Raw genomic sequence first — 25279 nt, forward strand, 5'->3', positions numbered from 1 at the left:
CAATCTTGCACGCACCCGCCCCCAAGTGGGGGCCGGCTTGCTGGCCGATAACCGCGAAGCGGTGCGCGATCACCCCGCAGCCGCACGCGCGCCCAACAAGGTCGGCGAGTGTTCAAGCAGCGAGCGGGTGTACTCGGCTTGCGGGCGGTCCAGCACTTCGTCCACTGCGCCCTGCTCCACCACCCGGCCCTGCCTGAGCACCAGCACCCGGTCGGCGATGGCACGGACCACGCCCAGGTCATGGGTCACGAACAGCAACGTCAAGCCATCCGCCTGCAACTGCCGCAGCAACGCCAGGATCGACGCCTGCACCGAGACATCCAGCGCCGAAGTGATTTCGTCGCAGATCAGCAGCGTCGGCTCGCACACCAGCGCCCGGGCGATTGCCACCCGCTGGCGCTCGCCACCGGAGAGGCTGTGGGGATACAACTGCGCCACCGTCGTCGGCAGTGACACGCGTTCGAGCACCGAGTCCACCCGCTCGCGAGCCTGCTGCCCGCTGATCCCGAAGAAGTGCTGCAGCGGCGCGCTCAAGGTCTGGTACACGGTCTGCCGTGGATTCAGGGCCCGGTACGGATTCTGGAAAATGTACTGGATCCGGTGTCGCAGCGCCTTGTCCCGCTGACGCGCCTCCAAGCTCAGCGCTTGGCCGGCGTAACGCAGTTCGCCCTCGGCATTCTCTCCCAAGCCGGCCACCGCGCGGGCCAGGCTGGTCTTGCCGGAACCGGACTCGCCCACCAACGCCAGGCACTGGCCCCGCAGCACCTGCAATGACACATCGAACAGCACCTGCCGGTCGTAGGCCACGTTCAGTCGCTCGATTTCCAGCAAAGGTACCTCGGACTCCCGAGCCGCCACCTGCCCCAGCGGCGCCTGGGCAAGCAGCTGCAAGGGTTCACGATGAGGGTCCAGGCAAGCCACCGCCTGCCCCGTCGCCCAGTCGCGCAGGGCCGGCTCGGCCACCGCACACTCGGCCCTGGACCAGGCGCAGCGGGGTGCAAAGGCACAACCCGAAGGGCGCTGCCCCGGCGCGGGTGCCTGCCCGGCGATCGCCAGCAGGTCGCGACGCTGGGCAACATCCGGAATCGCCGCGAGCAGCCCACGGGTATACGGATGAGCCGGCCGCGCAAACAGCACATCCCGCCCGGCGACCTCCACCAACCGCCCGGCGTACATCACCATCACCCGGTCCACCAGGTCCTTGATCACCGCCAGGTCATGGGACACGTACACCGCCGCCACGCCCTGGCTCTTGCACAGCCGACGCAGGGTTTCAAGAATATGCGCCTGGGTGCTGACGTCCAGCGCGGTAGTCGGCTCATCGAGCACGATCAGGCGCGGCCGTAGCACGAACGCCAGCGCCAGCATGACCCGCTGCTGCTGACCACCGGACAGTTGATGGGGAAACCGCCGCAGGAATGCCTCGTCATCCGGCAGGCCGACATCACGCAGGGTATCGCCGATGCGCTGGCGCAGTGTTGCCCGGTCCAGTCCATCCTGGTGGCTCTGCAGGGTTTCGCGCAGCAGATGACCGATACGCAACGCCGGGTTCAGCGCCGTCGCCGGGTCCTGGGCGACATAGCCGATCAGGCTGCCGCGCGCCCGGCGCAAGTCTTCACCTCGCAGCTCCAGCAACGCCTGCCCGGCCACCTCGACCCGCCCACCGGCGATCCGTGCACCGCGCCGGGCATGGGCCAGCAGCGCCGTGGCCAGGGTGGTCTTGCCGGAACCCGACTCGCCCACCAGGCCAAGAATTTCCCCTGCTGCCAACGAGAACGACACCCCCGACAATACATCGATTTGCGCCGACAACTCGACCCGCAGGTCGCTCACCTGCAGCACCTGGACGCCGGCCTGCAGGCGTGGCTCGATTTCGGCAACGGCATTCATGCTTGCTTGTCTCCAATCCGTGAACTGCTGCGGCCGATGCCCTCGGCCAGGATATTCGTGCCATAGGCGAAGATGCCCACCAGTAGCGCCGGCGCCAGCACAGCCCAGGGTTGCACCAGCAGGCCGGCCTGGTTTTCATTGATCATCAGACCCCAGTCGGCCGCCGGCGGCGCCACGCCGTAGCCGAGGAAGCTCAAGCCGGAGAGCATGCCGATACCCCAGGTGAGCATGTTGCCCAGGTGCACCAGCAGCGGCGTGAGGATGTTCGGCAGGATCTCGCGAAACAGGATGCGCCAGCGCGAATAGCCCATCATCTGCGCCGCCTCGACGAACTCCTGTCCCGCCACGCTCACCGCACAACCACGGGCCAGGCGGATCACCCCGGGAATGAAGGCGATCGCCACGGTCAACACGATCAGCCAGGGTGCGCGGCCGAGCATGGAGACGATCAGCAACACCAGGATCAGGTCGGGAAACGCCAGCGCGACGTCCGCCAGCCAGGTGATCCACTGGTCCAGCCGGCGCCGCGACAAGCCTGCCAGCAACCCCAGGGTAGCGCCTACCGCGAGGGCGATGAACGCCGCCGCCACCGACATCCACAGCACCGACAAGCCGCCGCTGAGCAGCCGCGACAGCACGTCATGGCCAAGAAAGTCATGGCCCAGCCAGGCAGAGGCCTGTGGCGAGCCGTACACCGGGCCGACCATGTCGGTGGTGCCATGGGGCGCAATCCACGGCCCGAACAGCGCCAGCAGCATCACCGCCAGGGTGATCAGCGCGCCCCTGCGGGTCTGCGGTTCGGCCAGCCAGTGGCGCCCGCGGGAAAATCGGTTGTCACTCATGCATCACCTCTCAAGGCGCCTTCGGCGAGCGCCGCCACCAGGGCTGGATGCCGCGCTGGTTGCGCTGGATCAGGGTGACCCGCCAGGCCGTGCGCAGCTTGGGGGTCAACAATACGGTCAACAGGTCGGCCAGCAGGTTGATCAGCACCACGCTCAGGGTAATGACCAGTACGCAGGCCTGGATCATCGGCAGGTCGCGCATCTGGATCGCCGCATTGAGCAGCGTGCCGATCCCCGGATAGCTGAAGACCACCTCGGCCAGCAGCGCGCCACCGAGCAGGATGCGCAGGGTCAGCGCCACGCCCTGGATCGCCGGCACCAGTGCATTGGGCAAGGTGTGCCGCCAGACAATGCGCCACTGCGGTATGCCCCGCAGCCGGGCGGCAATGACGTAGTCGGACTCCAGCGCCTCGATCATCGACGAGCGCACCAGGCGGGTCAGGTAAGGCAAGGCCGACAAGCTCAAGGCCACCACCGGCAACACCAGGAACTGCAATTGCCGGAACAGCGAACGCTCCGGATCGAGGAGCGACACCGCCGGCAGCAGGTCCATGTGCGGCATGGAGAACAACAGCACCAGGCCGATGGCGAGCAGGAAGCCGGGCGTTGCCTTGAGGAAGATCAACAGCGACAGGCTCCAGCGATCAAGCCGCTGGTCACGGCGCAGGGCCAGGCCCACGCCAAGCGCCAGCGCCGCCGGCACCACCAGCAGGACCACCCCCGCCACCAGCGCCAGGCTGTTGCCGAAACGACTGAACAGGATGCCGCTGACCGCAGCATTGGAATCCAGCGAGATGCCCAGGTCGCCACTCAGGGCACGCCCGAGCCAGCGCAGGTACTGGAGGATGATCGGCTGGTCCAGCCCCAGTTGCTGGCGCAGGGTCAACACGCTCTGCAACGGCGCGTCGGGGCCGAGAATCACCCGAGCCGGATCCGACGGCAACGCCTGGGTAGCGATGAACACCACCAGGCTGATCACCCAGGCGGTCAGCAGGCCATAGCCCAGGCGACCGATGAACCAGGACAGCCAGACCGGTGTCCGCGAGGTCTTGCGATGGGCCTTACGCATGGTTCAACCACAACTCGTCAAAACGCCAGGAGGCGAAGGTGGTCTGTTCCGGTGTCAGTCCGCCGACCTGCGCCGAGGCGGCATCGAGCACGTCGCTGAAGCCCCAGATCAGCAGGCCGCCACGCTCGTGCTGGATACGCTGGGCTTCGTGTACCAGCACTTTGCGCTGCTCCAGTTGCGGTTGCGCCAGCGCCTGCTGGTACAGCGCGGTGAAGCGCTCGTCGTGGAAGTTGCTGCGGTTGTAGATCGCCTGCGGGGCATCGTTGTGCAACGCCGAGGCGAGAAAGCCACGGGCCGGGGTCGAGCCGGGCGACAGCAGCCAGCTCTCGCGCTGCGGGCCGTTGAACACCGAGCCGTCGACCTGGTTGACCTTGATCTCGATGCCGGCCTTCTTCGCCTGCTGGGCAAACACCAGCGCAGCATTGACCCCGGCACCCGGCGTGGTGGTCAGCTCGACGCGCAGGTCCTGCTGACCGGCCTGGCGCAGCAGCGAACGGGCCTGCTCCAGGTCGTACGGACGCTGGGCAATGTCGTGGTTGTAGGTCGGGTCCTGAGGCGAATACAGGTCGTTGGCGATCCGTCCGAAGCCGTTGAGGCCACGGTTCACCAGCTCCTGGCGGTCGGCCAGCAGACGAAACGCCTGGCGCACCCGCACGTCCTGGAACGGCTCCTTGGCCAGGTTGAGGTTGAACCCGGTGAACGAAGTCGTCGGCGACACGTAGAGTTTCAGGCGTGAGTCGGCCTTGAGCAACGCGCTGTGCTCGGCCTGTACGCCGCTGGCGATGTCGATCTGCCCGGCGCGCAAGGCTGCCGCGCGGGAGACCTGATCCTTGAATTCGATGATTTCCAGTTCGTCGGCATAGGGCTGGCCGGGTTTGTAGTAGTTCTCGAAACGGGTATAGAGCGAGCGCTGGCCGGGAATGAAACGCTTGAGCCGATAAGGCCCGGCGCCCACCGGGTTGCTCACCGGATCGTAGTCGGTGGGCACGATGCCGCCGAAGCTGATCAGGGTTTCGTCCAGCGGGAAAAAGCTCTGGCCCTGCTTGAAGCGAATCTCGATGGTGCGTTTGTCGAGCTTGCGCAACGCCGCGCGATCGATCGCACCGACCAGCCCGGCATAGGGCGATGCCAGCCTGGGATCGGTCAGGCGCAGGATCGAGAACAGCATGTCATCGGCACCGATGCTCTTGCCGTGGTGGAACTCCAGGCCCGGCTTGATGCGAATGGTCCAGGCGCTGGCATCGGCATTCGGCTCGGCGAATTCGGCCAGGGCCAGGCGCGTGCTGACATCCGGGTTCCACTCCCAGAACTTGCTGTACAGCGCCCAGCCACGAATGATCCCGCCGCCCACCGGCTTGTGGGCATCGAGGTTGCCGGCCTGGTCGCCATCGATGATGCCGACCCGCAGCCGCCCGCCATGGACCGCGGTCGCGGAGACCGCGCCGGCGGCCGCAGTGGCGGCCTGGTTGTCACAGCCGCCGAGCAGGCTGCTGCCCAGCAGCAGGCCGCCGCCGACCGCCAGGCTGTTGCCGAGAAACGTCCGGCGGGAAAATTCCTGACTCATGAACGCTTCCTCAGGCCGGTTCGGCCAATGCCGGACGAGATTTCACCCCCAGCCGGGGGACCTCGAAACCGTGATCGAGGTCCAGCAACGGGAACAGCAGGTCGGCGACGCGGTGCGCCTCGTCGATCAGCGGGAAACCGGACAGAATGAAGGCCGAGGTGCCCTGGGCTTCGTACTCGCGAATCCGCTCGGCGACCTGTTCGGCACTGCCCACCAGGTAGGTCCCGGCGGCAGGGCCGAGGATGTTGAAGCCGAACAGGCTCGGACCGAGCCAGACGTTGGGGTAGATCTCCAGGTCGCGGGCCTTGGGCAGGCGTCCGGCACGGATGCTGTCGACATTGCGCTGGATCTGCGGGTCGTCGCTGTGGAAGTTTTCCAGGGTCACCCCCGGCGGCAACTGCCGCTCGATGGAAGCCCGTGCGGTTTGCAGCGAGGTGCGTTGCAGCAGTTTTTCGGCGTGGGCCCAGGCCTCTTCCTCGGTCTCGCGGACGATGATCTGCAAACGCGTGCCAAAGGTCAGCTCGCGGCCGATCTTCGCCGCCTCGGCGGCTACCTTGCGGAACTTTTCGCCCAGCGCCGGTGGCGTGTTGGCGAAGCTCAGGTAGACATCGAGCAGTTGCACCGAGTGCGCCACGCCCGCTGCCGACGTACCGGCGCCCCACAGCGGAATGCCGGGCTTCTGCCTGGGCGGATGCCAGCCGCCAAGCGGATGGCTGGCCGCGCCGGGCGAGCGTGGCGCCAGCTTGACGTAGCGCCCGTCGTAGCCGTCGGTGTCACCGGCATAGATGCTCTGGAAGCTGCGCCAGTACTCGAGGCTGAAGTCGTAACGCTCGTCGTGCGGGTAATGCACGCCGAGGGTCGCCAGGCCGGCGTCGTTGCCATTGACCACGTTGAACAGCAGGCGGCCGTTGGAGAACTGGTCGAAGGTCAGCGCCCACTTGGCCAGGACCGCCGGCGACAACTCGCCGGGATGTTGCGCGACCAGGAAGCGCAGGCGCTGGGTCGCATCGATCAGCGCCGCCGACACGGCCAGGCTTTCGTTGGGGCTGGAGCCAAGCAGCGAGCCGTAGTAGCCCAGCCGGTCACTGGCCACGGCCAGTTGCTTGAGGTGTTCGAAATCGGTCTTCCAGCGGCCCTCGGGCTCCCACGGATAAGGTCCGTCGGGCGTGGTGAGGTACCAGAGAATCTTTACGGCCATGGTCATGTTCCTTGAAATGCAGCAGTCGTCTCGAGAGAGCCGCCGGCTCTCACGACAGGGTGGAATCAGCTACGCCGATCGATCGCCGGCACCAGCCCCAGCTCGGTGGCCCGCTCGTACAGCCCGCTCATCTTCCACTGCTGGGTCAGCACGCCCGGTCCGTAGGGCCGCGAACCACCGAGGGCATCGGCGAGCAGTTGCAACTGCGCGCCCTCCTCCAGCAGCAGGATGAATTCCGCCGTGGCCCGCAGGCCCTGCTTGCCCCACACGGTAGAGCCGCCGTTGGCTTCCAGGATCGCGAGGTTGAACGGGTTCTCGGCGATCTTGTCGAGGATGAAATCCACTTCGGCCTGACGGCGGTCGATGTACACCGGCAGCTCGCGCGCCAGTTGGTAACGCTGCACCGGCACGTAGTGGAACGGCAGCGTGCGGTGGGTCTGGGCCCAGGCACCGAGGTACGGCGAATGCACATGGGAGATGGTGGTGATGTCGGCATGCTGCTGGAACAGCTTGGTGTAGCGGCCCAGGCCTCCCTTGCCCTTGCCGAGCAGCACGTTGCCGGCAAAGTCGGTGACCGTCGCCTGCAGCGGCTTGCGGTAGTTCCACGGCCCACCGTAGTTGACCGAGACCAGCAGCTCGCGCCCCGGCACGCGTTCGATGAAGCCGACGGTGCCATTGGCGGTGATGGTATTGGTCTCGCGGAACACCGTGAACGCTTCTTCGGCCTCCACCAGCACCTGGTCGACGAAGGCTTGCAGTTCCTTGTCCAGCAGCGCTTCGTTCACGGACGATTCATTGAGCAGTGCAGTCATGGCGGTTCTCCAGTTCAGGCGCGGCGCTTGGCCAACAGTTGATGGGCGGCTTGCAGGGGGCGCGGATCGACCCAGTCGGCGATGGCGAAATCGCTTTCGAGGAAGCCGTGCAGGTACAGGAAGTCTTTCTGGATACCGAGGAACTCCAGGCGCTGTGGCGACAGGTCCGGGGCCAGGGTGGTGTGGAATTCGCCGCGATAGGCCTCGGCCACGCCAGCGCTGCCGGCGCGGGTTTCCTCTTCGAGAATGACGTTGAGCGCATCACGGTTGCCGGCGGCCCATTCGGCGGCCTTAAGGGTTTGCGCAAGGAAGCGCACGACCACGTCGAAGTGGTTGTCCAGCAGGCTCTGGTGCACGGTGATCGGCCGTGGCGTACCGTTGTTGATGCGGTAGCGCGGCTCGGCGACCAGGTCCAGGTCGATACCCACCACCAGGCCCAGGCGGCGCGCGGCGTCGGCCGCCGAGGCGCCTTTGACGTAGACCGCGTCGACCTCGCCACGGGCCAGGTAATCCAGCCCCGACCACAGCCGCTGCAGTCCGGCACGCGGATCGCTGGCCAGTTCCTGGTCCAGCAGTGCGACTTCCACCAGCTCGACGTCGTCGAAGCCCAACCCGACCAGGCTCAACGCGCCCTTGTAGCCGTGCAGGCTCATGGCCCGGGCGATGCTGCCCGGACGGCTGGCACCCCAGGCCGGCAGGGCCAGGCGCTTGCCCTTCAGATCTTCCGGGCGGCTGATGCCGGAATCGGGGCGAACCAGGATGGTCTGCCATTCCTCGATCCAGGTCAGACCGATCAGCCGACTCGGCGAACCGGCCGCACGGGCAGCCAGGGCCGGGACGTTGCCACCCTCGCGAAACAGCCCCGGCAGTTGATGATCGTAGTGATGGTGGCCCAGTTGACGGGCCTCCTGCAGGGTCGAGACCGGCAGGCCGTCGGCGGCGAACTCCTCGCCGAGCCAGCCGAGTTTATAGGCGATGCCGGAGGCGGTAGGCACCGGGCAGCGGGTGAACCAGATCTGGTCCAGCTCAGTCCGGGCCTCGGGCTCGGACAAGGTAGCGACAGCGGTCATGGGTGGCTCCATTGGTTTGGGCAAATCGATGCAGGTGCGATTCGATACGAGCGCCATTGCAGCGCTCGTGCCAAGAGCTGAAAGCCTTGTATTCAAAGGCCTGTAGACCAGCCTGAGGAAAAAGCCACGGAGGAATTGCTGGTGATTCAGCAGCTTTGCACCGCGACTGCTGCTGGCTGAGCAGTCACCTCGTGGCACTGCTGCTCCAGCAGCAGCCGCCCGCCACCAGAAGCCTTTACTGAAAGCTGCAAGCCAGGCCAGGCAAGGGCTCCGGGCCGGTTTCGCGGCCCTGGCGCAGAACTTGCTCAACGCCCGGCAACGCCGCCTTGCCCCATCACCTGTAGGAGTCGGCTTGCTGGCGATAGCGATTCGACAGTCGACATCTGTGTCGTCTGACACACCGTCATCGCCAGCAAGCCGGCTTCCACAAGCAAGGGCAGCCCACAGGAACATTCCGTGAATTGCCAGAGGTAGAACATGAGCACGCTCGAACGCCACCCCGCCGCCCCATCACTGCAGGAACAGCCACCGATACGCCTGCTGCGCAGCGAAGCCGAGGCCATCGAGGCCGCCCGGGAGATCGCCCGGGAAATCGCCGTGATCGCCGCCGACAGCCAGCAGAACGGCCAACTGCCACGGCGCCAGGCGCAACTGCTGTCAGCCAGCGGCATTACCGCCATCGGCGTACCCAAGGCCCATGGCGGCCTGGGCGCCTCGGTGCAAACCATCGTCGAAACCGTACGACTGGTTTCGGTGGCCGACGGCGGTGTCGGCCAGTTGCTGCAAATCCACAACGTGATGCTGCGCGGCGTCATCGGCTACCCCGACGAGGTGCGCGACCGCGTGCTCGCCGATGTGCTGGCCGGCAAGCGCCTGGGCAACGCCCTGGCCGAAGTCGGCGGGAAGAACAAGTTCGCCCTCAAGACCCGCGTCGACCGCCGCGAGGACGGCACGCTGGTGCTCAACGGCAGCAAGTTCTACTCCACCGGCTCGTACCTGGCCGAATGGATTTCCCTCACCGCCGCCAGCGACGACGGTGGTGCCGGCGTATTGCTGCACCGCGACACCCCTGGCCTGACCCTGGTGGATGACTGGGAGGCGTTCGGCCAGAAGAATTCGGTCAGCGGCACCGTGATCTTCGACAACATCGAGCTCGACGAGCGTTTCGTATCCCGGCGCAAGGGCCCGATGAAACGCACCGGGCTGACCTTCCCGCAGATCCTTCACGCGGCCATCGACACCGGCATTGCCGCCGGCGCCCTCGGTGCGGCGGTCGACTACCTCAAGCACAACGCCCGGGCCTGGGTGGAGAGCGGTGTCGAGCACGCCAGCGAGGAGCCGCACATCATCAAGCAGATCGGCGAGTACGCCGTCGCCCTGCGCGCCGCCGAATCGCTGCTGCGCGATGCCGCACGAGTGTTCGACCAGCATGAGCTGGACCCGGAAAACAAGGAGCTGCAGGACGAACTGATCCTCTCGGTGGCCACCGCCCGGGCCCACTCCGACAGTGCCTCGCTGAAGATTTCCAGCGACATCTTCTCGCTGCTCGGCGCCAGCGCGTCCCTGAGCAAGTGGAACCTCGACCGCTTCTGGCGCAATGCGCGGGTACACACCACCCACGACCCGATCCGCTGGCGCCTGCACCACGTCGGCAACTACTACCTCAACGGCGTCGATCCGGGCGAGTACACCGCCATCCTCAACGCCAAGGAAAAACAGGGCGCCACCACCCGCTGAACCTGCCCCTCCTCCCACCCCTCCCACAAGAACAGCAGAGGGGTGGTCTGCAACTCTCTTATCGAGCCTTTCATGAGCGAAAAACACCCCCTGCTCCGCAGCCTGGCGATCTATCGCGAAATGCCCTGGCGTTTCGCGCTGGTGGCCGCGTTGTTCATCAGCGTCAACCTGGGCCTGGTCTGGCAGCAATGGCTGATCGGCCATGCGGTCAACGATGTCAGTGCCGGCCGCGCCGTGGTCCGCCAGGCCGATGGCAGCCTGGACGCCAGCCTCGCCTGGCACTGGCTGTGGCTGATGCTCGCGGTGGCCGCCCTGCGCGGCGTGCTGCAGTACGCCGCCGGAGTGCTGTCGCTGGTGCTCAGCCAGGAACTGCTGACGCGCCTGCGCGAACGTATCCTGCAGCAGGTACAGGGCCTGCACCTGGGCTATCACTGGCAGCACGGCATGGGCGAAATGATCACCCGCACCACCCGCGATGCCGACAAGGTCCGCGATGCGCTGATCAGCTTCTGGCGCCAGGTGGTGGAAACCCCACTGGTGGTACTGGCCGCGGTCGGCCTGCTGAGCTGGTACGACCCATTGCTCGGGCTGGTGCCACTGCTGCTGACCGCTTTCGGCCTGTGGATCTTCGTGCGCCAGACCGAACGCCTGGTCAGCCTCGACCGTGCCGTCGGCGCCGCCTATGACCGGGTCACCCAGGACCTCAGCGAAGGCATCGGCGGCGTCCGGGTGATCAAGTCGTTCGCCCTCGAGCACAGCCGGATCCGGCGTTTCGCCGAGCAGGTGGCAGTGTTCGCCGACCTCGCCCGCCAGGCCCTGGCCTACTCCAGTTCACGCATCCCGCTGCCGCAGGCGGTGGTTGCCCTCGGCCACGTCTGGATCCTGGTGTACGGCGCCCACCAGGTCGCCGCCGGGCGCCTGGGTATCGGCGAGTTGGTGACCTCGCTGCTGATCGCCACCACCCTGGTGTTCCGTATCGAGGGCATCGGCCGGGTCATGCAGACCTTCGCCGATGCCCGCTCCAGCGCCGAGCGGATCTGGCAACTGCTGGACGAGCCAGCGGCGATCCGCAGCGGCAGCGACCGGCTGCCCGCCACGCCCGTGGGACTGCAGCTGGAACAGGTCAGCGTCAGCGCCCCCGGCGGTGGCCGGGATATCCTCCACGATTGTTCGCTGAGCCTGCGACCGGGCGAAGTGGTTGCCCTGGTCGGCGCCACCGGCACTGGCAAGAGCCTGCTGGCCAGCCTGCTGCCGCGCCTGACCGATGTGACGTCCGGCCGCCTGCTGCTGGGCAACGACAGCAGCGGCTGGCAGGACATCCGCCAACTGGACTTGGCCGAGCTGCGCCGACGGGTACATGTGGTGCCGCAGGAAAGCTTCCTGTTCTCCGACACCCTGGCGGCCAACCTGCGCCTGGGCGCGCCAGCCGCCAGTGACGAGCAATTGCGCGAGGGCTTGCGCCTGGCCGCCGCCGAGGACGTCCTGCAACGCCTGCCACAGGGCCTGGCGACACCGCTGGGCGATCGCGGCGTGACCTTGTCCGGCGGCCAGCGTCAGCGCCTGAGCCTGGCCCGTGCCCTGCTCGGCACGCCGGACATCCTCTGCCTGGACGACGCCACCAGCGCGCTGGACGCCCTGACCGAGCGCCAGGTGCTGGACAACATTCGCGGGCTGCGCGGCGACCAGGGCCGGCCGATCAGCGTGCTGCTGATCTCCGGCAAGCTCTCCACCCTTCTGCTCGCCGACCGGGTACTGCTGCTCGACGGCGGCCGCATCGCTGCCAGCGGCACCCACGCCGAACTGCTTGAACATAACCCGCATTACCGCGACCTGCTGGGGATCGACCATGGCTAATCCAATTCCGGGCAAAGCCCTGAGCGATATCGAAATCGAGGAAATGCTCGCCAGGAAAGCCCTCGACCGCAGCATGTTCAGCCGCCTGCTGCCGCTGCTGCAGCCGATCCGCACCGCGATCCTCGGCGTCATCGGCATCGAGGTGCTGCTGGTGTTCACCGTGTTCCTGCGTCCCTGGTTCGTCCGCGAACTGCTCGACCGCGGCCTGGTCCACGAGGCCGACCACTGGCTGCTGGATGAACGCCTGGTGCTCTGGCTGGGACTCGGTCTCGCGGCCAGTTGGCTGGGGCGCTTCCTGCTGGCCGGGATCTCGCAGTTCATCGCCGGCAGCGCGGCGATCCGCGTGCTCAACGACTTGCGGGTACGGGTGTTCGCCCATGTCCAGGCGCTGAGCGTCGGCTACTTCGACCGGACCAAGGCCGGGCGGATCATTTCCCGCGCCGACCGTGATGTCGACGCCCTCGAACCGCTGCTGATCCAGGGCCCGCCGGAACTGCTCGGCGCACTGCTGCGCTGCACCCTGGCGTCGATCATGTTGTGGAGCATCGACCCACGCTTCTTCCTCAGCCTGGCCGCCACGGTGCCGCTGCTGGTGCTGGCGACCTGGAGTTTCAAGCGCATCTCCCAGCGCAACTGGGCCAAGGTCGCGGAAAACCGCAGCCGCTTCACCGCGCACCTGGTGGAAAGCGTCAGCGGCGTGCGCATGCTGCAGCAGTGCGTGCGCGAGGAAACCAACCGGCGGCGCTATCGCCAATTGCTGGTCGACTTCAACCAGGCGCTGATCCGCGGCAGCCTGCGGGCCAGCTGGTTCGCGCCGTTCACCGCGCTGCTCAGTACCGCGGGCATGGCCACGCTGTTGCTGGTCGGTGCCTATGGCCTGGCGGCAGCGCACGTGACGGTCGGCCAGGTCGCGGAGAGCCTGTTCTACGTCTTCCTGTTTCTCGGCCCGCTGCAGGAGCTGTCGGAGCTGTTCGAACGCTACGCCACCGGCTCGGCCTCGGCGCAGCGGATCTTCCTGCTGCTCGATACCCGCCCGCAGGTCACCGACCCGGATACCCCGCGTACGCTGGAACGGGCCCGTGGCGAGGTGAGTTTCGAGCAGGTGCGGTTCGCCTATGACCCGCTGGGGCTGTCGCCGGTGATCAATGACCTGGACCTGCATATTCGCGCCGGTGAGGTGCTGGCGATCGTCGGCCCGTCCGGACATGGCAAGAGCACGCTGGTGCAGTTGCTGACGCGCTTCTACGACGTGCAGGGCGGCACGGTACGGCTCGACGGCATCGATGTGCGGGAGCTGACCCAACAGGCGTTGCGGCGCAACGTCGGAGTGGTGTTGCAGGACAACGTGCTGTTCAGCGGCAGCATCCTCGATAACCTGCGCCTGGCCGCGCCCCAGGCCAACGATGCGACGCTGATCGCTGCCGCCAGGGAGCTGGGTGCGGAAGAGGTTCTCGAACGCCTGCCGCACCAGTACCGCACCGAGGTCGGGCCGCTGGGCGGGCACCTAAGCCATGGGCAACGGCAACTGGTGTGCCTGGTGCGCGCCTACCTGGCCGATCCGGCGGTGCTGGTGCTGGACGAGGCCACCTCGGCGGTCGACATCCATACCGAACGGCGTATCCAGCAGGCGTTCCGGCGCCTGTGCGAGGGACGTACGGCGATCATCATCGCCCACAGGCTGGCGACCATTCGCGATGCCGACCGGATCGCGGTGATCCGCCATGGGCGGCTGGTCGAACAAGGTCCTCATCACCGCCTGATCGCCTTGGGCGGGGCCTATGCCGCGCTGTACCAGACGTATCTGCACAATGCCGAGAATGGCGCCAGTATCGACGAGATCAGCGCAGGGGTGTCGGCCTGAAATCGGCAGCGCCGGGTCTGGCCGCCCCTGGCGGTTCGCGGGCAAGCCCGCGCCTGCAAGAGCCTCGGTGCTGCACTCACAGCAACCACTGCTGGAAGGGTGCTGCCACAGAAGCACCCCCCCGCCTGACACGCCTCGATCCCCTGCCACCGCCAACCTGTGGGAGCCGGCTTGCTGGCGATCCGCCAAAGGCGGCCATCCCCAGGCTACGGTGACGCTAGAGCTATCGCCATCGGCCGCGAGCCACCCCCACAAACGACGTGGCATGGCCGTTGCAACCGAGTGCCCAACCCACCGTGCACTTGAATCGGGAGCATCCATGAGCACTGAATTTTTCTGGCGCCTGCCGCTGGGCACCGACGGTCCGCAGTTGAGCACCGACAAGCACAACCGCGGCAGCGCCCATCATCGCCCAGGCCACATCGCACCTGGCCGCCTGGCCAACGGCGAGCCTGACGACTTCACCTACATCGACTACATCGCCCAGGTCGCCAAGGCCGCCGAGCTGGCCGGCTTCGAAGGCGCGCTGCTGCCCACCGGACCGGAGCCATGGATCGCCGCCGCCGCACTGGCCCGGGAAACCCGGCGCATCCGCTTCCTGATCGCCTTCCAGGCGACCTGGACCCTGCCGGCCTATGCCGCGCAGCAGGCAGCCATCCTGCAGAACCTCAGCCGCGGGCGCCTGGACTGGAACATCATCACCGGTGGCAACCCGGCCAGCCAACGCGCCCACGGCGACTTCCTCGAACACGACCTGCGCTACAAGCGCACCGGCGAATTCCTCGACATCATCCAGGGCCTGTGGAACAACGAGCGTTTCTCCTACGACGGCGATATCTACCAACTGGAGAACGGCGCCCTGCCCCCCGGCCTGCACCACGAACGCAAGCCCGGCGTGTATTTCTCCGGCTTCTCCGATGCGGCCCTCGACGTCGCCGCCCGGCACGCCGATGTCTACCTGAACTGGGCCGAGCCGGTCGACAAGCTCAAACCGCATATCGAGCGGGTCCGCGAACTGGCGGACAAACAGGGCCGCACCGTGCGCTTCGGCCTGCGGGTCGACCTGTTCGCCCGGGAAACCGAGGAACAGGCCTGGGCCGACCTGCGCCGCCAGTTCGACAAGCTCGACGGTCGCGGCAGCGCCCTGGCCAAGGGTTTCACCAGCGGCTCGGACTCGGTCGGCGGCGCCCGCCAGACCGCCTATCACCAGAACATCGACCGCTTCGAGGACCTGGTCATCGGCCCCAACCTCTGGGCCGGTTTTGCCAAGGCCAAGCCGGGCCCGACCGTCGGCCTGGTGGGCAGCCACCAGAACATCGCCGAGCGCCTGGTGGAATACCGCGACGCCGGCTTCTCGACCTTCATCCTCGCCGGCAACCCGCACCTGGAGGAAGCCCTGCGCATTGGCCAGGAAGTCCTGCCGCTGGTGCATCAGCGCCCTGCCGCCGAGGCCGCCCCGTCCCAGCTGAAAGCCAGCGCCTGAACGCCCGGAACCCCGACCATGACCCAACCTCTCGACACGCTCTGGTACACCCGTTGCCCGGTTCCCACCGGGCTCGGTATCGCGGTACAAAAAGGCTGGCTGCAGGACACCGTCGGTGCCCTCGGCACTCAGGTGCAGTCCATGCGTGAGTCCAGCGACAAAGCGGTACGCGAGTCGCACTTCGATCACACCCTGCGCAACTCGGTGCGTCATGGTGGTAATATCCCGGCCATCTGGGCTCGCGCCCAGGGTCGCGAAACCCGAGTGATCGGCCTGTCCTGGGCCGACGAAGTGCAACTGATCCTGACCCGCCCCGACACGGGCATCAAGACCGTCAAGGACCTCAAGGGCCGTACCTTCGGCCTGCCCGACTGGGCCAGCGTACAGATCGACTTCACCCGCGCCCAGGCCCTGCGCGGCCTGGAAAACGCCCTCAAGCTCGAAGGCCTGCAGGTCGGTGACGTGCAGTTGGTGAACTACACCTATGGCGGCACCTTCAGCGAAAGTCAGGTGCAGACCATCGCCGGCACACCGGTCAACGGCCGGCAAGGCGAGGGTCGCAACCTTGAACTGCTGGGCCTGCTGCGCGGCGAGGTCGATGCGATCTTCCTCAAGGGCGCCAGTGCCGCCCGCCATGCCCACGAGTTCGGCCTGCACACGGTGATCGATACCGGTTCCCATCCCGACCCGCTGATTCGCAGCAACAACGGCACGCCACGCACCCTGGCGGTGGACCTGAACCTGCTGGAGCAGCATTTCGACATTGCCCGCGGCATCCTCGACTCGGTGCTGCGCGCCGAACACTGGGCCCACACCCACCCGGAAGACACCCGCCGCTACCTTGCCCGCGAGACCAACAGCAGCGAGTATTGGGTCAGCGCCGCCTACGGTGACGACGCCCACCTGCGCTTGCGCACCGGGCTCGATGAGCAGGCCATCGAAGCCCTGCAGGACTTCACCGGGTTCCTGCAGCGCTGGCGCTTCATTCCAAAAAGCTTCGACGTACGTGACTGGATCGACCGCCGGCCACTGGAGTCGCTGCTGCAAACCCCTGCCGCGCTGGCAGGCTGACCCTCGGGTTTCATGGATTCGAACTGAAGGCTTTTATGAGCAAACCACTCGATACGCTTTGGTACACCCACAGCCCGGTCCCCACCGGGCTTGGCATCGCCGTGCAGTCCGGGCGCCTGGCCGAGGCCTTCCAGCCCTGGGGCACGAACATCCAGTCGTTGCGCGAGTCCAGCGAACGGGAAGTTCGCGAGGCACACTACGACCATCACCTGCAGAATTCGGTGCGCCACGGCGGCAACATCCCGGCCATCTGGGCCTACTCCAGCGGCGTGCAGACGCGAGTCCTGGGCTTGTCCTGGACCGATGAGGTGCAACTGATCCTGACCACTGCGGAAAGCGGCGTTAAGAGTGTCCGCGACCTGAAGAACCGCCGCTTCGGCGTGCCGAAATGGGCCAACGTGCAGATCGACTTCACCCGCGCCCAAGCCCTGCGCGGCCTGGAGAACGCCCTCAAGCTCGAGGGCTTGAGCGTCAGTGATGTCGAGCTGGTGGACTACCCCTACGGTGGCACCTACAGCGACCACCCGAAAGCCTACGTCCACGGCTCGCAGATCAGCCTCGGGGTAATCCAGTACAGCCGCCGCAACAACGAGTTGATCGGCCTGTTGCGCGGTGACATCGATGCGATTTTCCTCAAGGGCGCCCATGCCGTACACCTGGCCAACGAGTTCGGCCTGCACGTGGTGGTCGACACCGGCTCGCACCCGGACCCGCTGATCCGCTCGAACAACGGTACGCCGCGGACCCTGACGGTGGACACGCACCTGCTGGAAGAGCATTTCGATGCCAGCGTGAAGATCGTCGATACCGTGCTGCGCACCGAGCAATGGGCCTGGGCCAACCCCGAGGAAACCCGGCGCTTTCTCGCCCGGGAGCTGAACACCAGCGAATACTGGGTATCGGCGGCCTACGGCGAGGATGCCCACCGGCGGCTGCGCACGACCCTGGATGCGCGCTCGATCGAGGCGTTACAGGACTTCACCGATTTCCTGCATCGCTGGGAATTCATTCCGCGGCGCTTCGATGTGCGCGAGTGGATCGACTTCCGGGTACTGGAGAAGGTGATCGGATCGACTTCCAGGGTAGCGGTCTAGCCATCGCGGCCATCCACTGTGCGGGCGCCCGCAACAAGGCGCCCGCACACCAGAGTGCTTATCCAGCAACACCCACCACCACCCACATTGCTGCTCCAGCAGCACCCGCCAAGCAACTTCCTGCTGAATCCCCGGCAAATCATTTCCATTGTTTTCAAGGCACTTCGCGCCTGCCCGGAACAGCACTTTCCATGCCATCAAGAAATTAAATAAATTCCTTATTTTTCAATCAAATAAAGATACTAAACAGCAAAAAAATCCATAACTAATATTGTTGGCACGGTCTCTGCTCAAGTCCCTTCAGGAAACATTCAAGGGGGAGAGACTTGATGCACACACTTAATCCAATTACCCGGAGCCTATGGCTCACCCTGGCCCTCGCCGGTGGCACCTTCAGCGACGTTTCGCTGGCAGCCGAAACCACCGACGGCGAAGCCGGCAACAGCACCAGCGAGCCGGTGCTGAAAGCCGTGACCGTCACCGCCCAACACCGCGAAGAAACCCTGCAAGAGGTTCCAGTGGCGGTGTCGGCGGTCCAGGGCAGCAACCTGATCGCCGATGGCGCGCGCAACCTGCGCGACATCACCACTTTCATTCCCAACGTCTCGGCCAAGAACCCCGACGGCGACGCGCGCCCACGCTGGTATATCCGTGGCCTGGGCACCGGCGATACCGGGGCGGCGACGGTGTTCCCGGTGGGCATCTACTCGGACGACGTGTACCTCAATGCGCCGATCGCCGGCGGCGGTCCGCTGTTCGACCTGGAACGCATCGAAGTCCTGCGCGGCCCGCAAGGCACGCTGTATGGCAAGAACACCACGGCCGGCGCGGTGAACATCATTTCGAAAAAACCGACCTTCGATACCGACGGTTTCGCCACCCTCGGCATCGGCAGCAGGAACGACCGTATCCTCACCGGTGCCATCGGTGGCGCCCTGGTGGAGGACCGGCTGGCAGCGCGAGTCTCGCTGTACTCCGAAGAACGCGACGGCTTCCAGAACAACCGCTTCGACGACTCGACCTATGGCGATGTCAACAAGAAAGCCGTGCGCCTGCAGTTCCTGGCCAAGCTCAACCCGGACCTCGACGCCCTGCTGAAGATCCACAGCCGCGAATACAAGGGTGACGGTGCCAATGGCACGCTGCCGATCGGCCGCTACTACAACGTCGGCTACCAGCGGGCGTCCGGGCGCAATGTCGACCAGAACGTCGATGACGATTCCCGTCTCGACCACGACGGCACCTCGCTGACCCTCAACTGGCATCTGGGCGACTACACCCTGACCTCGATCAGCGCCTACGACTATATCCGCGGGCGCTCCAGAAGCGATGCCGACTACACGCCCTACGAGGTCAACGGCACCAGCTACAGCGACAACGCCTACCGCCAGTACTCCCAGGAGATCCGCCTGGCGTCGCCACAGCAGGAAACCCTGCGCTGGCTGGCCGGCGCCCACTATTTCCACGAGGACCTGGACAGCAACGGTTCGCGGATCATCACGCCCGGCACCACGCCCAATGGTACCGGCTCGAACCAGACCGGCGGCGTCACCGATGTGCGCAACCTCGACTACACCCACAAGACCGACAGCTATGCCCTGTTCGGCAACCTGACCTACGACTTCACCGACAGCTTCAGCGTCACCGGTGGCCTGCGCTGGACCCAGGAAAAGAAAGACATCGACCTCAACCTGAGCCAGCTCACCCGTGCCACCGCCAACGGCCCGTTGATCCCGCTGGCGGGCACCGGTACCAATGGCAATCGCCAGGAAGACAAGACCTGGGAGGCCTGGACCTACGACCTGACCCCCGAGTACAGAATCAATGACAACGTTCGGGTGTTCTTGCGCTATGCCCACGGCTTCCGCTCCGGCGGTTTCAACACCGGGCTGTCCACCAGCCTGGCGCAGTTGACCACGGTCGATCCGGAACAGCTCGACGCCTACGAACTCGGCCTCAAGTCCGAATGGTTCAACCACCGGCTGACGGCCAACGCCAACGTTTTCTACTACGACTACTCGGACATCCAGGTGAACCTGCTGACCGTCAACAACGGCGTGCTGACCACCGCGTTGACCAACGGGGCCAAGGGCAAGGTCAAGGGCGTCGAGCTGGAACTCGAAGGCCAGCCGACCGACTACCTGCACCTGCGCGCCGCGGCGTCGTTCCTCGATACCGAATACACCGACTTCAAGAACACCAACCCCAACACCGGTGCGGTCACCGGCGACTACAGCGGCAACAGCTTCGTCCGTTCGCCGCGCAACGTACTCTCGCTGGGTGCCGACTACACCTTCCCGCTGGCAATCGGCGGCAAGCTGGTGGCCAGCGGCGACGTCAGCTATCGCGACAAGGAGTACTTCCTGGCGGATCGCCAGAGCAGCGCCGACAAGTTGCTGAGCCAGCCCCACTACACCCTCGCCAACACCCGGCTGACCTGGTACAGCCCGGATGAAAAGCTCAGCGTCACCGGCTTCGTCGACAACGTCACCGACCGCCGCTACCAGGTCCATGGCCGCCCCAACGGCACGGCCGGGCAATACGTCGTCACCTACGGCGATCCACGCACCGTCGGCCTGAGCGTTACCAGCCGCTTCTAGTCGCACACCTCATGCATGCCCTGTGGGAGCGGCATGGATCTGATCGTTTCCACAGGAAACCGCTGCAGGGCCGCCTTCGGCGGATCGTCGAAGCGCCTCCTGCAGCAAGCCGGTGCCCCCAGGGGCCAGGCCGGCCATAAACCACTTTCAATCTGAAAGGAATTGAACCATGTTCCATCGTCATCCGTTGGCCGGCGCCGTCGCGCTGGTCATTGGCAGCCTTGCCGTGCCCGCTTTCGCGGCCGAATCACCGTCGAAACCCGCCGCCAGCGGCGATCGCCTCGATACCGTGGTGGTGCTGGGCACCCGTCGCAGCGATGTCACCGCCCTGGAAAGCGCCGCGCCGGTGGACGTGCTCTCCGCCGAGCAATTGCAGGAGACCGGCGCCAGCGACCTGTCCGGTGCCCTCACCGCGCTGTCGCCATCCTTCACCATGCCGCAGTCGCCCCAGGGCGCGTTTGCCGGCTCGATTGCCCAGGGCGCGTCGCTGCGTGGCCTGGCCACCGACCAGGTATTGGTGCTGGTCAACGGCAAGCGCCGTCACACCAGTGCCAACATCACCCGCCAGAGCCTGGCCAACGGCCGTGGCGCGGCGGCGGTCGATATCAGCCTGATCCCGCTGAGTGCCATCGAGCGCGTGGAAATCCTCCGTGATGGCGCCGCCGCCCAGTACGGCTCCGATGCCATCGCCGGGGTGATCAACATCGTGCTCAAGGAAAAGGACGACGGCGGCAACATCGGCTATCGCTTCGGCGGCTACGACAAGGGCGACGGGGTGCAGCGCAAGTACAGCGGCTGGAAAGGCTTCGCCCTGCCCAACGACGGCTTCCTGACCCTCAGCTTCGACGCCGGCAGCCAGGACCCGGCCAGCAACACCAACCCGGACAACCGGATCTTCTATCCCGGCGATACCAGCACCAACACCCCTCGCGAGCAGAACAACCGCTACCGCACCTGGAACTGGGGCACCAACGGTGTCTCCGACCAGTACAACTTCATCGCCAACGGCGAGATGGGCCTTGACCAGGGGCTGACCGCCTACGGCTTTGCTACCTATTCGCACAAGAACACCGACTCCGAGGGTTTCTTCGACCCGCCGACAGCCCTGCGCAGCAACTACGGCAGCGTCGCCCTGCAACGCTACCCCGATGGCCGCCTACCGGTGACCCGCTATTCGCTGGAAGACTACGCCGTGACCGGCGGCCTGCGCTTCGAGGACGAACGACTGGGCAAGTTCGACCTGGCGATCAACCATGGCGACAACAGCCTGACCTCGGACGACCGCAACGCCATCAACCCGAGCTGGGGGGTCAACAGCCCCACCAACATCTACACCGGCAAGCGCGAAGCCGACCAGACCAACCTCACCCTCGACTGGGTCCGCGACTTCCCCACCGACCTGCTGGCCAAGCCGCTGACCCTGTCCGCCGGGCTGGCCTGGCGCAAGGAAAACTACGAGCTGAGCGCCGGGGAAGCCGCCGGCTGGCAGAACGGTCCGCTGTTCAACACCATCGACCCGATCACCGGCCGGCGCCTGCCGGGCTACTACTCGGGGATCACCCAGGTCGACGCCGCCTCGCTGGAGCGCAAGGTGCTCGGCGCCTACTTCGACGTCGAGGGGCAGATCACCGAGAAATTCCAGGCCGGCGTGGCCGTACGTACCGAGCATTACTCGGACTTTGGCGACACCACCAACGGCAAGCTGTCGCTGCGCTATGACTTCACCCCCGAGCTGGCCGCCCGGGCTACCGCCAGTACCGGCTACCGCGCGCCATCGCTGGTGCAGAGCGGCATGTCGTCCTTCAGCGTGCAGGTGGTGGAACAGCCACCGGGCAGTGGCAACTATGTCGAGGTGCAACAGCGCACCCTGCGTGCCGACAGCCCCGAGGCGCAATTGCTCGGCGGCAAGGCGCTGAAGCCGGAAGAATCGAAAAACTATTCCCTCGGCCTGGTCTGGCGCCCACTGCCCAATGCCTCGGTGACGGTGGACGCCTACCGGATCGACATCTCCAACCGCATCACCCTCTCCGACCAGTTGCCGGCCTCGGTGGTCTCGCCGATCTTCGCCGGTACACCCTACGCCAACATCCAGAGCGCGGCGTTCTACACCAACATCGCCGATACCCGCACCGACGGCGTCGAGCTGACCGGCAACTACCAACTGGACCTGCAGCAATGGGGCCGACTGAACCTGAGCAGCGGTTTCAGCAAGAACAACACCACCATCACCGCCCTGCGCGATGTCGGCGGCATCAGTGGTTCGCAGATCATCGGCCGGGCCACCCAGGGTCTGATCGAGGACGGCACGCCGGATTCCAAGCTGACCCTGAGCGCCAACTGGCTCCATGACGCCTGGAGCGTGACCGTGGCCCAGCGCCGTTATGGTGAATGGAAAAGCCTGAACACCACCAACCCCAGCCTCGATCAGACCTACAGCGCGCAATGGGTCACCGACCTGGACGTGTCGTACACCTTCAACAAGGCGCTGAAGGTCTCGGTGGGAGCGATCAACCTGTTCGACAGCTATCCGGACAAGGCCAACGGCACGCAGCTGTACGGGGTGCCCAAGTACTCGATCACCAGCCCCGAGGGGGCCCAAGGGGCGTTCTACTACACCAGCCTGAGCTACAACTTCTAGGGGATTGCTGATTGGCTGCTGCTGGAGCAGCAATGGAGTGTTGCCAGGGCATCATCATGGGGTGCCCATGGCGACGCTCTCGCCGGTCCAGGCAGTCCTGAACCAACTGGCACAGCTCTTGCGATGGCCCTGGGGAACTCCACCAGATCCAGATCATCCATGCCCTACAAGCGCCTACTCAAATCCCTGACCTGGCTCATTTCGCCCCTGGCCCTGCTACTGCTCTGGGCCCTGGTCGCCGATGCCGGTTTCTTTCCCCGCAACCTGCTGGTGCCCCCGGCCTTGGTCCTGCAAAGCTTCGAAGAGCTGCTGGCCAACGGCGAGCTGTTCGAACACCTGCACAACAGCCTGTCGCGCCTGGTACTGGGCTTTGGTTTCGGCGCCCTGGGTGGCCTGGCCTTCGGCATCCTGATGGCCCTGTCGAAACAGGTCGAAGCCTACTGCGCACCGTTGTTCCATACCCTGCGGCAGATCCCCAGCATCGCGCTGATCCCGATGTTCGTGTTGCTGTTCGGCATCGATGAAACCTTCAAGATCGTCATCGTCGCCAAGACCGCGTTCTTCCCGGTGGCCCTGGCCGCCAGCGAGGGCATCAAGGCCATCCCGCGCAGCTACTTCGAAGTCGCCGACGTCTACCGCCTGCGCTGGCCGACGTTCGTCCGCGAGATCGCCCTGCCCGCCGCCGCCCCGTCGATCATCACCGGTTTTCGCATCGGCCTGACCCGCGCCTGGGTGGTACTGGTGGCGACCGAACTGCTGGCCGCCGACACTGGCCTGGGGCAGATGATCGAAATGAGCCGGCAGATGCTGCGCATCGACGTGGTAATGGTCGGTGTGTTCATCACCGGGGTGATCGGTTTTACCCTCGACTATTCCTTCCGCCAGCTCGAACGACGCCTGTTCCGCTGGCAACCGAGCCCGGAGCGCCAATGAGCCGTCTACTTGGAAAATCCCGCGGCCTACTGCTGCCGCTGCTGTTGCTCGGCCTTTGGGAGTACCTGTCACGCCAGGACGCCGCGGGGGCCTATGCTTTCGTGCCCCTGTCGACCATCGGTGCGGCCCTGCTGGAAATGCTCGGCAACGGCGAACTGCTGGTCAACCTCGCCGCCAGCTTGGCCCGGACCAGCAGTGGGCTGGCCCTCGGCATCCTGTTCGGCGTCGCGCTGGGCGTGCTGATGGCGCTGTCGCCGTTGGCCAACCGGCTGATCGGCCCGCTGTTTCATTCGATCCGCCAGGTGCCGATGCTCGGCTGGATTCCGCTGATCGCCATGTGGTTCGGCAACGGCGAGTTTTCCAAGTTGCTGATCGTCACCCTCGCCGCGTTCTACCCGATGGTGCTCAACACGTACCAGGGCTTCAGCCATGTCGAACAGCGTTACCGCGAGGTCGGCCAGGTGCTGGTGCTCAGCCGTACCCAGCAGTTCATCCTCGTGCTGCTGCCCGCGGCGTTGCCCGCGATCGCCACCGGAGTGCTGCATGCCCTGGCGTTCGCCTGGGTCACGGCGGTAGGCAGCGAGCTGTTCCTGGCCTCGGGCCCCGGCCTGGGCAACCTGATGATGAACGCCGAAGCCGGCTCCCGCATGGAGGTGATCGTACTCGGCGTGCTGTGCATCGGCCTCTGCGGCTACCTGATGAATCTCTTGTTCAATCGCCTCAGCCGGCACCTGCTGCGCTGGCGCGCCACCCGTTGAAAGGCCTGCCCATGAATGCGATCGCCCACCACCTGCCCTCCACCGATACCGCGCTGCACAGCGGCGCCCTGGAGATTCGCGGCCTGAGCAAGGCCTACCGGATCGAGGGCAAGCCCCTGCCGGTACTGGAAAACATCAACCTCAGCATCCGCCCCGGCGAATTCGTCAGCATCGTCGGCGCCAGCGGTTGCGGCAAGTCCAGCCTGCTGCGGCTGGTCGTCGGCCTGGAGGCCGAGTATGACGGCGAGATCCTGCTGGATGGCAAGCCGGTGACCGGGACCAGCCTGGAGCGTGGCATCGTGTTCCAGGATCACCGGCTGTTCCCCTGGATGACCGTGAGCCAAAACGTCGTCCTGGCCTTGAAGAATCATCCGCTGTCCCAGCCGGAGAAGGATCGCCTGGTGGCCGAACATATTGCCCTGGTCAACCTGGAGGGGTTCGAGAATGCCTATCCGCACCAGCTTTCCGGCGGGATGGCGCAGCGGGCGGCCATCGCCAGGGCGCTGATCAACAAGCCCAAGGTGCTGCTATTGGACGAACCGCTGGGGGCGCTCGATGCGCTGACCCGGGTGCGCCTGCAACATGAGCTGCAAAGCATCTGCATCAAGCAGCGCTGCACGGTGATCATGGTCACCCACGATATCGAGGAAGCGTTGTACCTGGGCGATCGGGTGGTCGTCATGGATGCCCGTCCGGGGCGGATCAAGCATGAGATCAGGATCGACCTGCCCCACCCGCGAGACCGCGCGTCCGCGTTGCTGACGGCCTACAAGGAACAGTTGCTGGCAGAACTGGTGCACTGATC

18 protein-coding genes are annotated in these 25279 nt (G+C 65.8%); 11 read left to right on the forward strand and 7 right to left on the reverse strand.

Features of this window, described 5'->3' with window-relative positions; all coding sequences use genetic code 11:
- Positions 1-69 precede the first annotated feature (69 nt).
- From AC6I6U_RS19875 to AC6I6U_RS19905, 7 genes are all read right to left on the reverse strand, one after another.
- Positions 70-1890 carry a dipeptide ABC transporter ATP-binding protein gene (locus tag AC6I6U_RS19875; RefSeq protein WP_497877733.1) on the reverse strand — a complete coding sequence of 607 codons (1821 nt, stop codon included), beginning with the start codon at positions 1888-1890 and terminating at the stop codon, positions 70-72.
- A complete protein-coding gene (locus tag AC6I6U_RS19880; RefSeq protein ID WP_497877734.1) occupies positions 1887-2732 on the reverse strand; it encodes an ABC transporter permease in 846 nt (281 codons plus the stop codon). Before AC6I6U_RS19880 ends, AC6I6U_RS19875 begins: the two co-directional genes overlap by 4 nt.
- A gap of 10 nt (positions 2733-2742) precedes the next feature.
- Entirely contained in the window at positions 2743-3801 is a 1059-nt protein-coding gene (locus AC6I6U_RS19885) for an ABC transporter permease (protein ID WP_497877735.1), read from the reverse strand.
- The gene (locus tag AC6I6U_RS19890) at positions 3794-5365 is read right to left on the reverse strand and encodes an ABC transporter substrate-binding protein (RefSeq protein ID WP_497877736.1); all 1572 of its coding nucleotides are present in this window, start codon (positions 5363-5365) and stop codon (positions 3794-3796) included. The genes AC6I6U_RS19885 and AC6I6U_RS19890 overlap by 8 nt, the downstream gene beginning before the upstream one ends.
- A 10-nt stretch (positions 5366-5375) precedes the next feature.
- On the reverse strand, positions 5376-6563 hold the full coding sequence (locus tag AC6I6U_RS19895; RefSeq protein WP_497877737.1) for an LLM class flavin-dependent oxidoreductase: 1188 nt from the start codon (positions 6561-6563) through the stop codon (positions 5376-5378).
- A 65-nt stretch (positions 6564-6628) separates the two neighbouring features.
- Positions 6629-7375, reverse strand: a complete 747-nt coding sequence (locus AC6I6U_RS19900) for a class II aldolase/adducin family protein (protein ID WP_497877738.1) — start codon at positions 7373-7375, stop codon at positions 6629-6631.
- Between the two features lie 14 nt (positions 7376-7389).
- Positions 7390-8445: an ABC transporter substrate-binding protein gene (locus AC6I6U_RS19905; RefSeq protein WP_497877739.1), complete on the reverse strand. Its 1056-nt coding sequence runs from the start codon at positions 8443-8445 to the stop codon at positions 7390-7392.
- A gap of 477 nt (positions 8446-8922) precedes the next feature.
- Between AC6I6U_RS19905 and AC6I6U_RS19910 the strand changes: the two genes are divergently transcribed.
- The 11 genes from AC6I6U_RS19910 (at position 8923) to AC6I6U_RS19960 (ending at position 25277) form a co-directional block, all read left to right on the forward strand.
- The gene (locus AC6I6U_RS19910; RefSeq protein ID WP_497877740.1) at positions 8923-10182 is read left to right on the forward strand and encodes an acyl-CoA dehydrogenase family protein; all 1260 of its coding nucleotides are present in this window, start codon (positions 8923-8925) and stop codon (positions 10180-10182) included.
- Positions 10183-10254: 72 nt separating this feature from the next.
- Entirely contained in the window at positions 10255-12036 is a 1782-nt protein-coding gene (locus tag AC6I6U_RS19915) for an ABC transporter ATP-binding protein (RefSeq protein ID WP_497877741.1), read from the forward strand.
- Positions 12029-13897, forward strand: coding sequence for an ABC transporter ATP-binding protein (locus tag AC6I6U_RS19920; protein WP_497877742.1), 1869 nt, complete (start codon positions 12029-12031; stop codon positions 13895-13897). Before AC6I6U_RS19915 ends, AC6I6U_RS19920 begins: the two co-directional genes overlap by 8 nt.
- A gap of 319 nt (positions 13898-14216) precedes the next feature.
- A complete protein-coding gene (locus tag AC6I6U_RS19925) occupies positions 14217-15380 on the forward strand; it encodes an LLM class flavin-dependent oxidoreductase (protein WP_497877743.1) in 1164 nt (387 codons plus the stop codon).
- An 18-nt stretch (positions 15381-15398) separates the two neighbouring features.
- Positions 15399-16451 carry an ABC transporter substrate-binding protein gene (locus tag AC6I6U_RS19930; protein WP_497877744.1) on the forward strand — a complete coding sequence of 351 codons (1053 nt, stop codon included), beginning with the start codon at positions 15399-15401 and terminating at the stop codon, positions 16449-16451.
- Positions 16452-16486: 35 nt separating this feature from the next.
- Entirely contained in the window at positions 16487-17545 is a 1059-nt protein-coding gene (locus AC6I6U_RS19935; RefSeq protein ID WP_497877745.1) for an ABC transporter substrate-binding protein, read from the forward strand.
- A gap of 329 nt (positions 17546-17874) precedes the next feature.
- On the forward strand, positions 17875-20145 hold the full coding sequence (locus AC6I6U_RS19940; protein WP_497877746.1) for a TonB-dependent receptor: 2271 nt from the start codon (positions 17875-17877) through the stop codon (positions 20143-20145).
- A 169-nt stretch (positions 20146-20314) separates the two neighbouring features.
- Entirely contained in the window at positions 20315-22783 is a 2469-nt protein-coding gene (locus tag AC6I6U_RS19945) for a TonB-dependent receptor plug domain-containing protein (protein ID WP_497877747.1), read from the forward strand.
- A gap of 159 nt (positions 22784-22942) precedes the next feature.
- The gene (locus AC6I6U_RS19950; protein ID WP_497877748.1) at positions 22943-23716 is read left to right on the forward strand and encodes an ABC transporter permease; all 774 of its coding nucleotides are present in this window, start codon (positions 22943-22945) and stop codon (positions 23714-23716) included.
- Positions 23713-24474 carry an ABC transporter permease gene (locus AC6I6U_RS19955; protein ID WP_497877749.1) on the forward strand — a complete coding sequence of 254 codons (762 nt, stop codon included), beginning with the start codon at positions 23713-23715 and terminating at the stop codon, positions 24472-24474. Before AC6I6U_RS19950 ends, AC6I6U_RS19955 begins: the two co-directional genes overlap by 4 nt.
- Positions 24475-24485: 11 nt before the next feature.
- Positions 24486-25277, forward strand: a complete 792-nt coding sequence (locus AC6I6U_RS19960; RefSeq protein WP_497877750.1) for an ABC transporter ATP-binding protein — start codon at positions 24486-24488, stop codon at positions 25275-25277.
- The last annotated feature ends 2 nt before the right edge of the window (positions 25278-25279 follow it).

The organism is Pseudomonas sp. UTLPPB19802 (assembly GCF_059730225.1).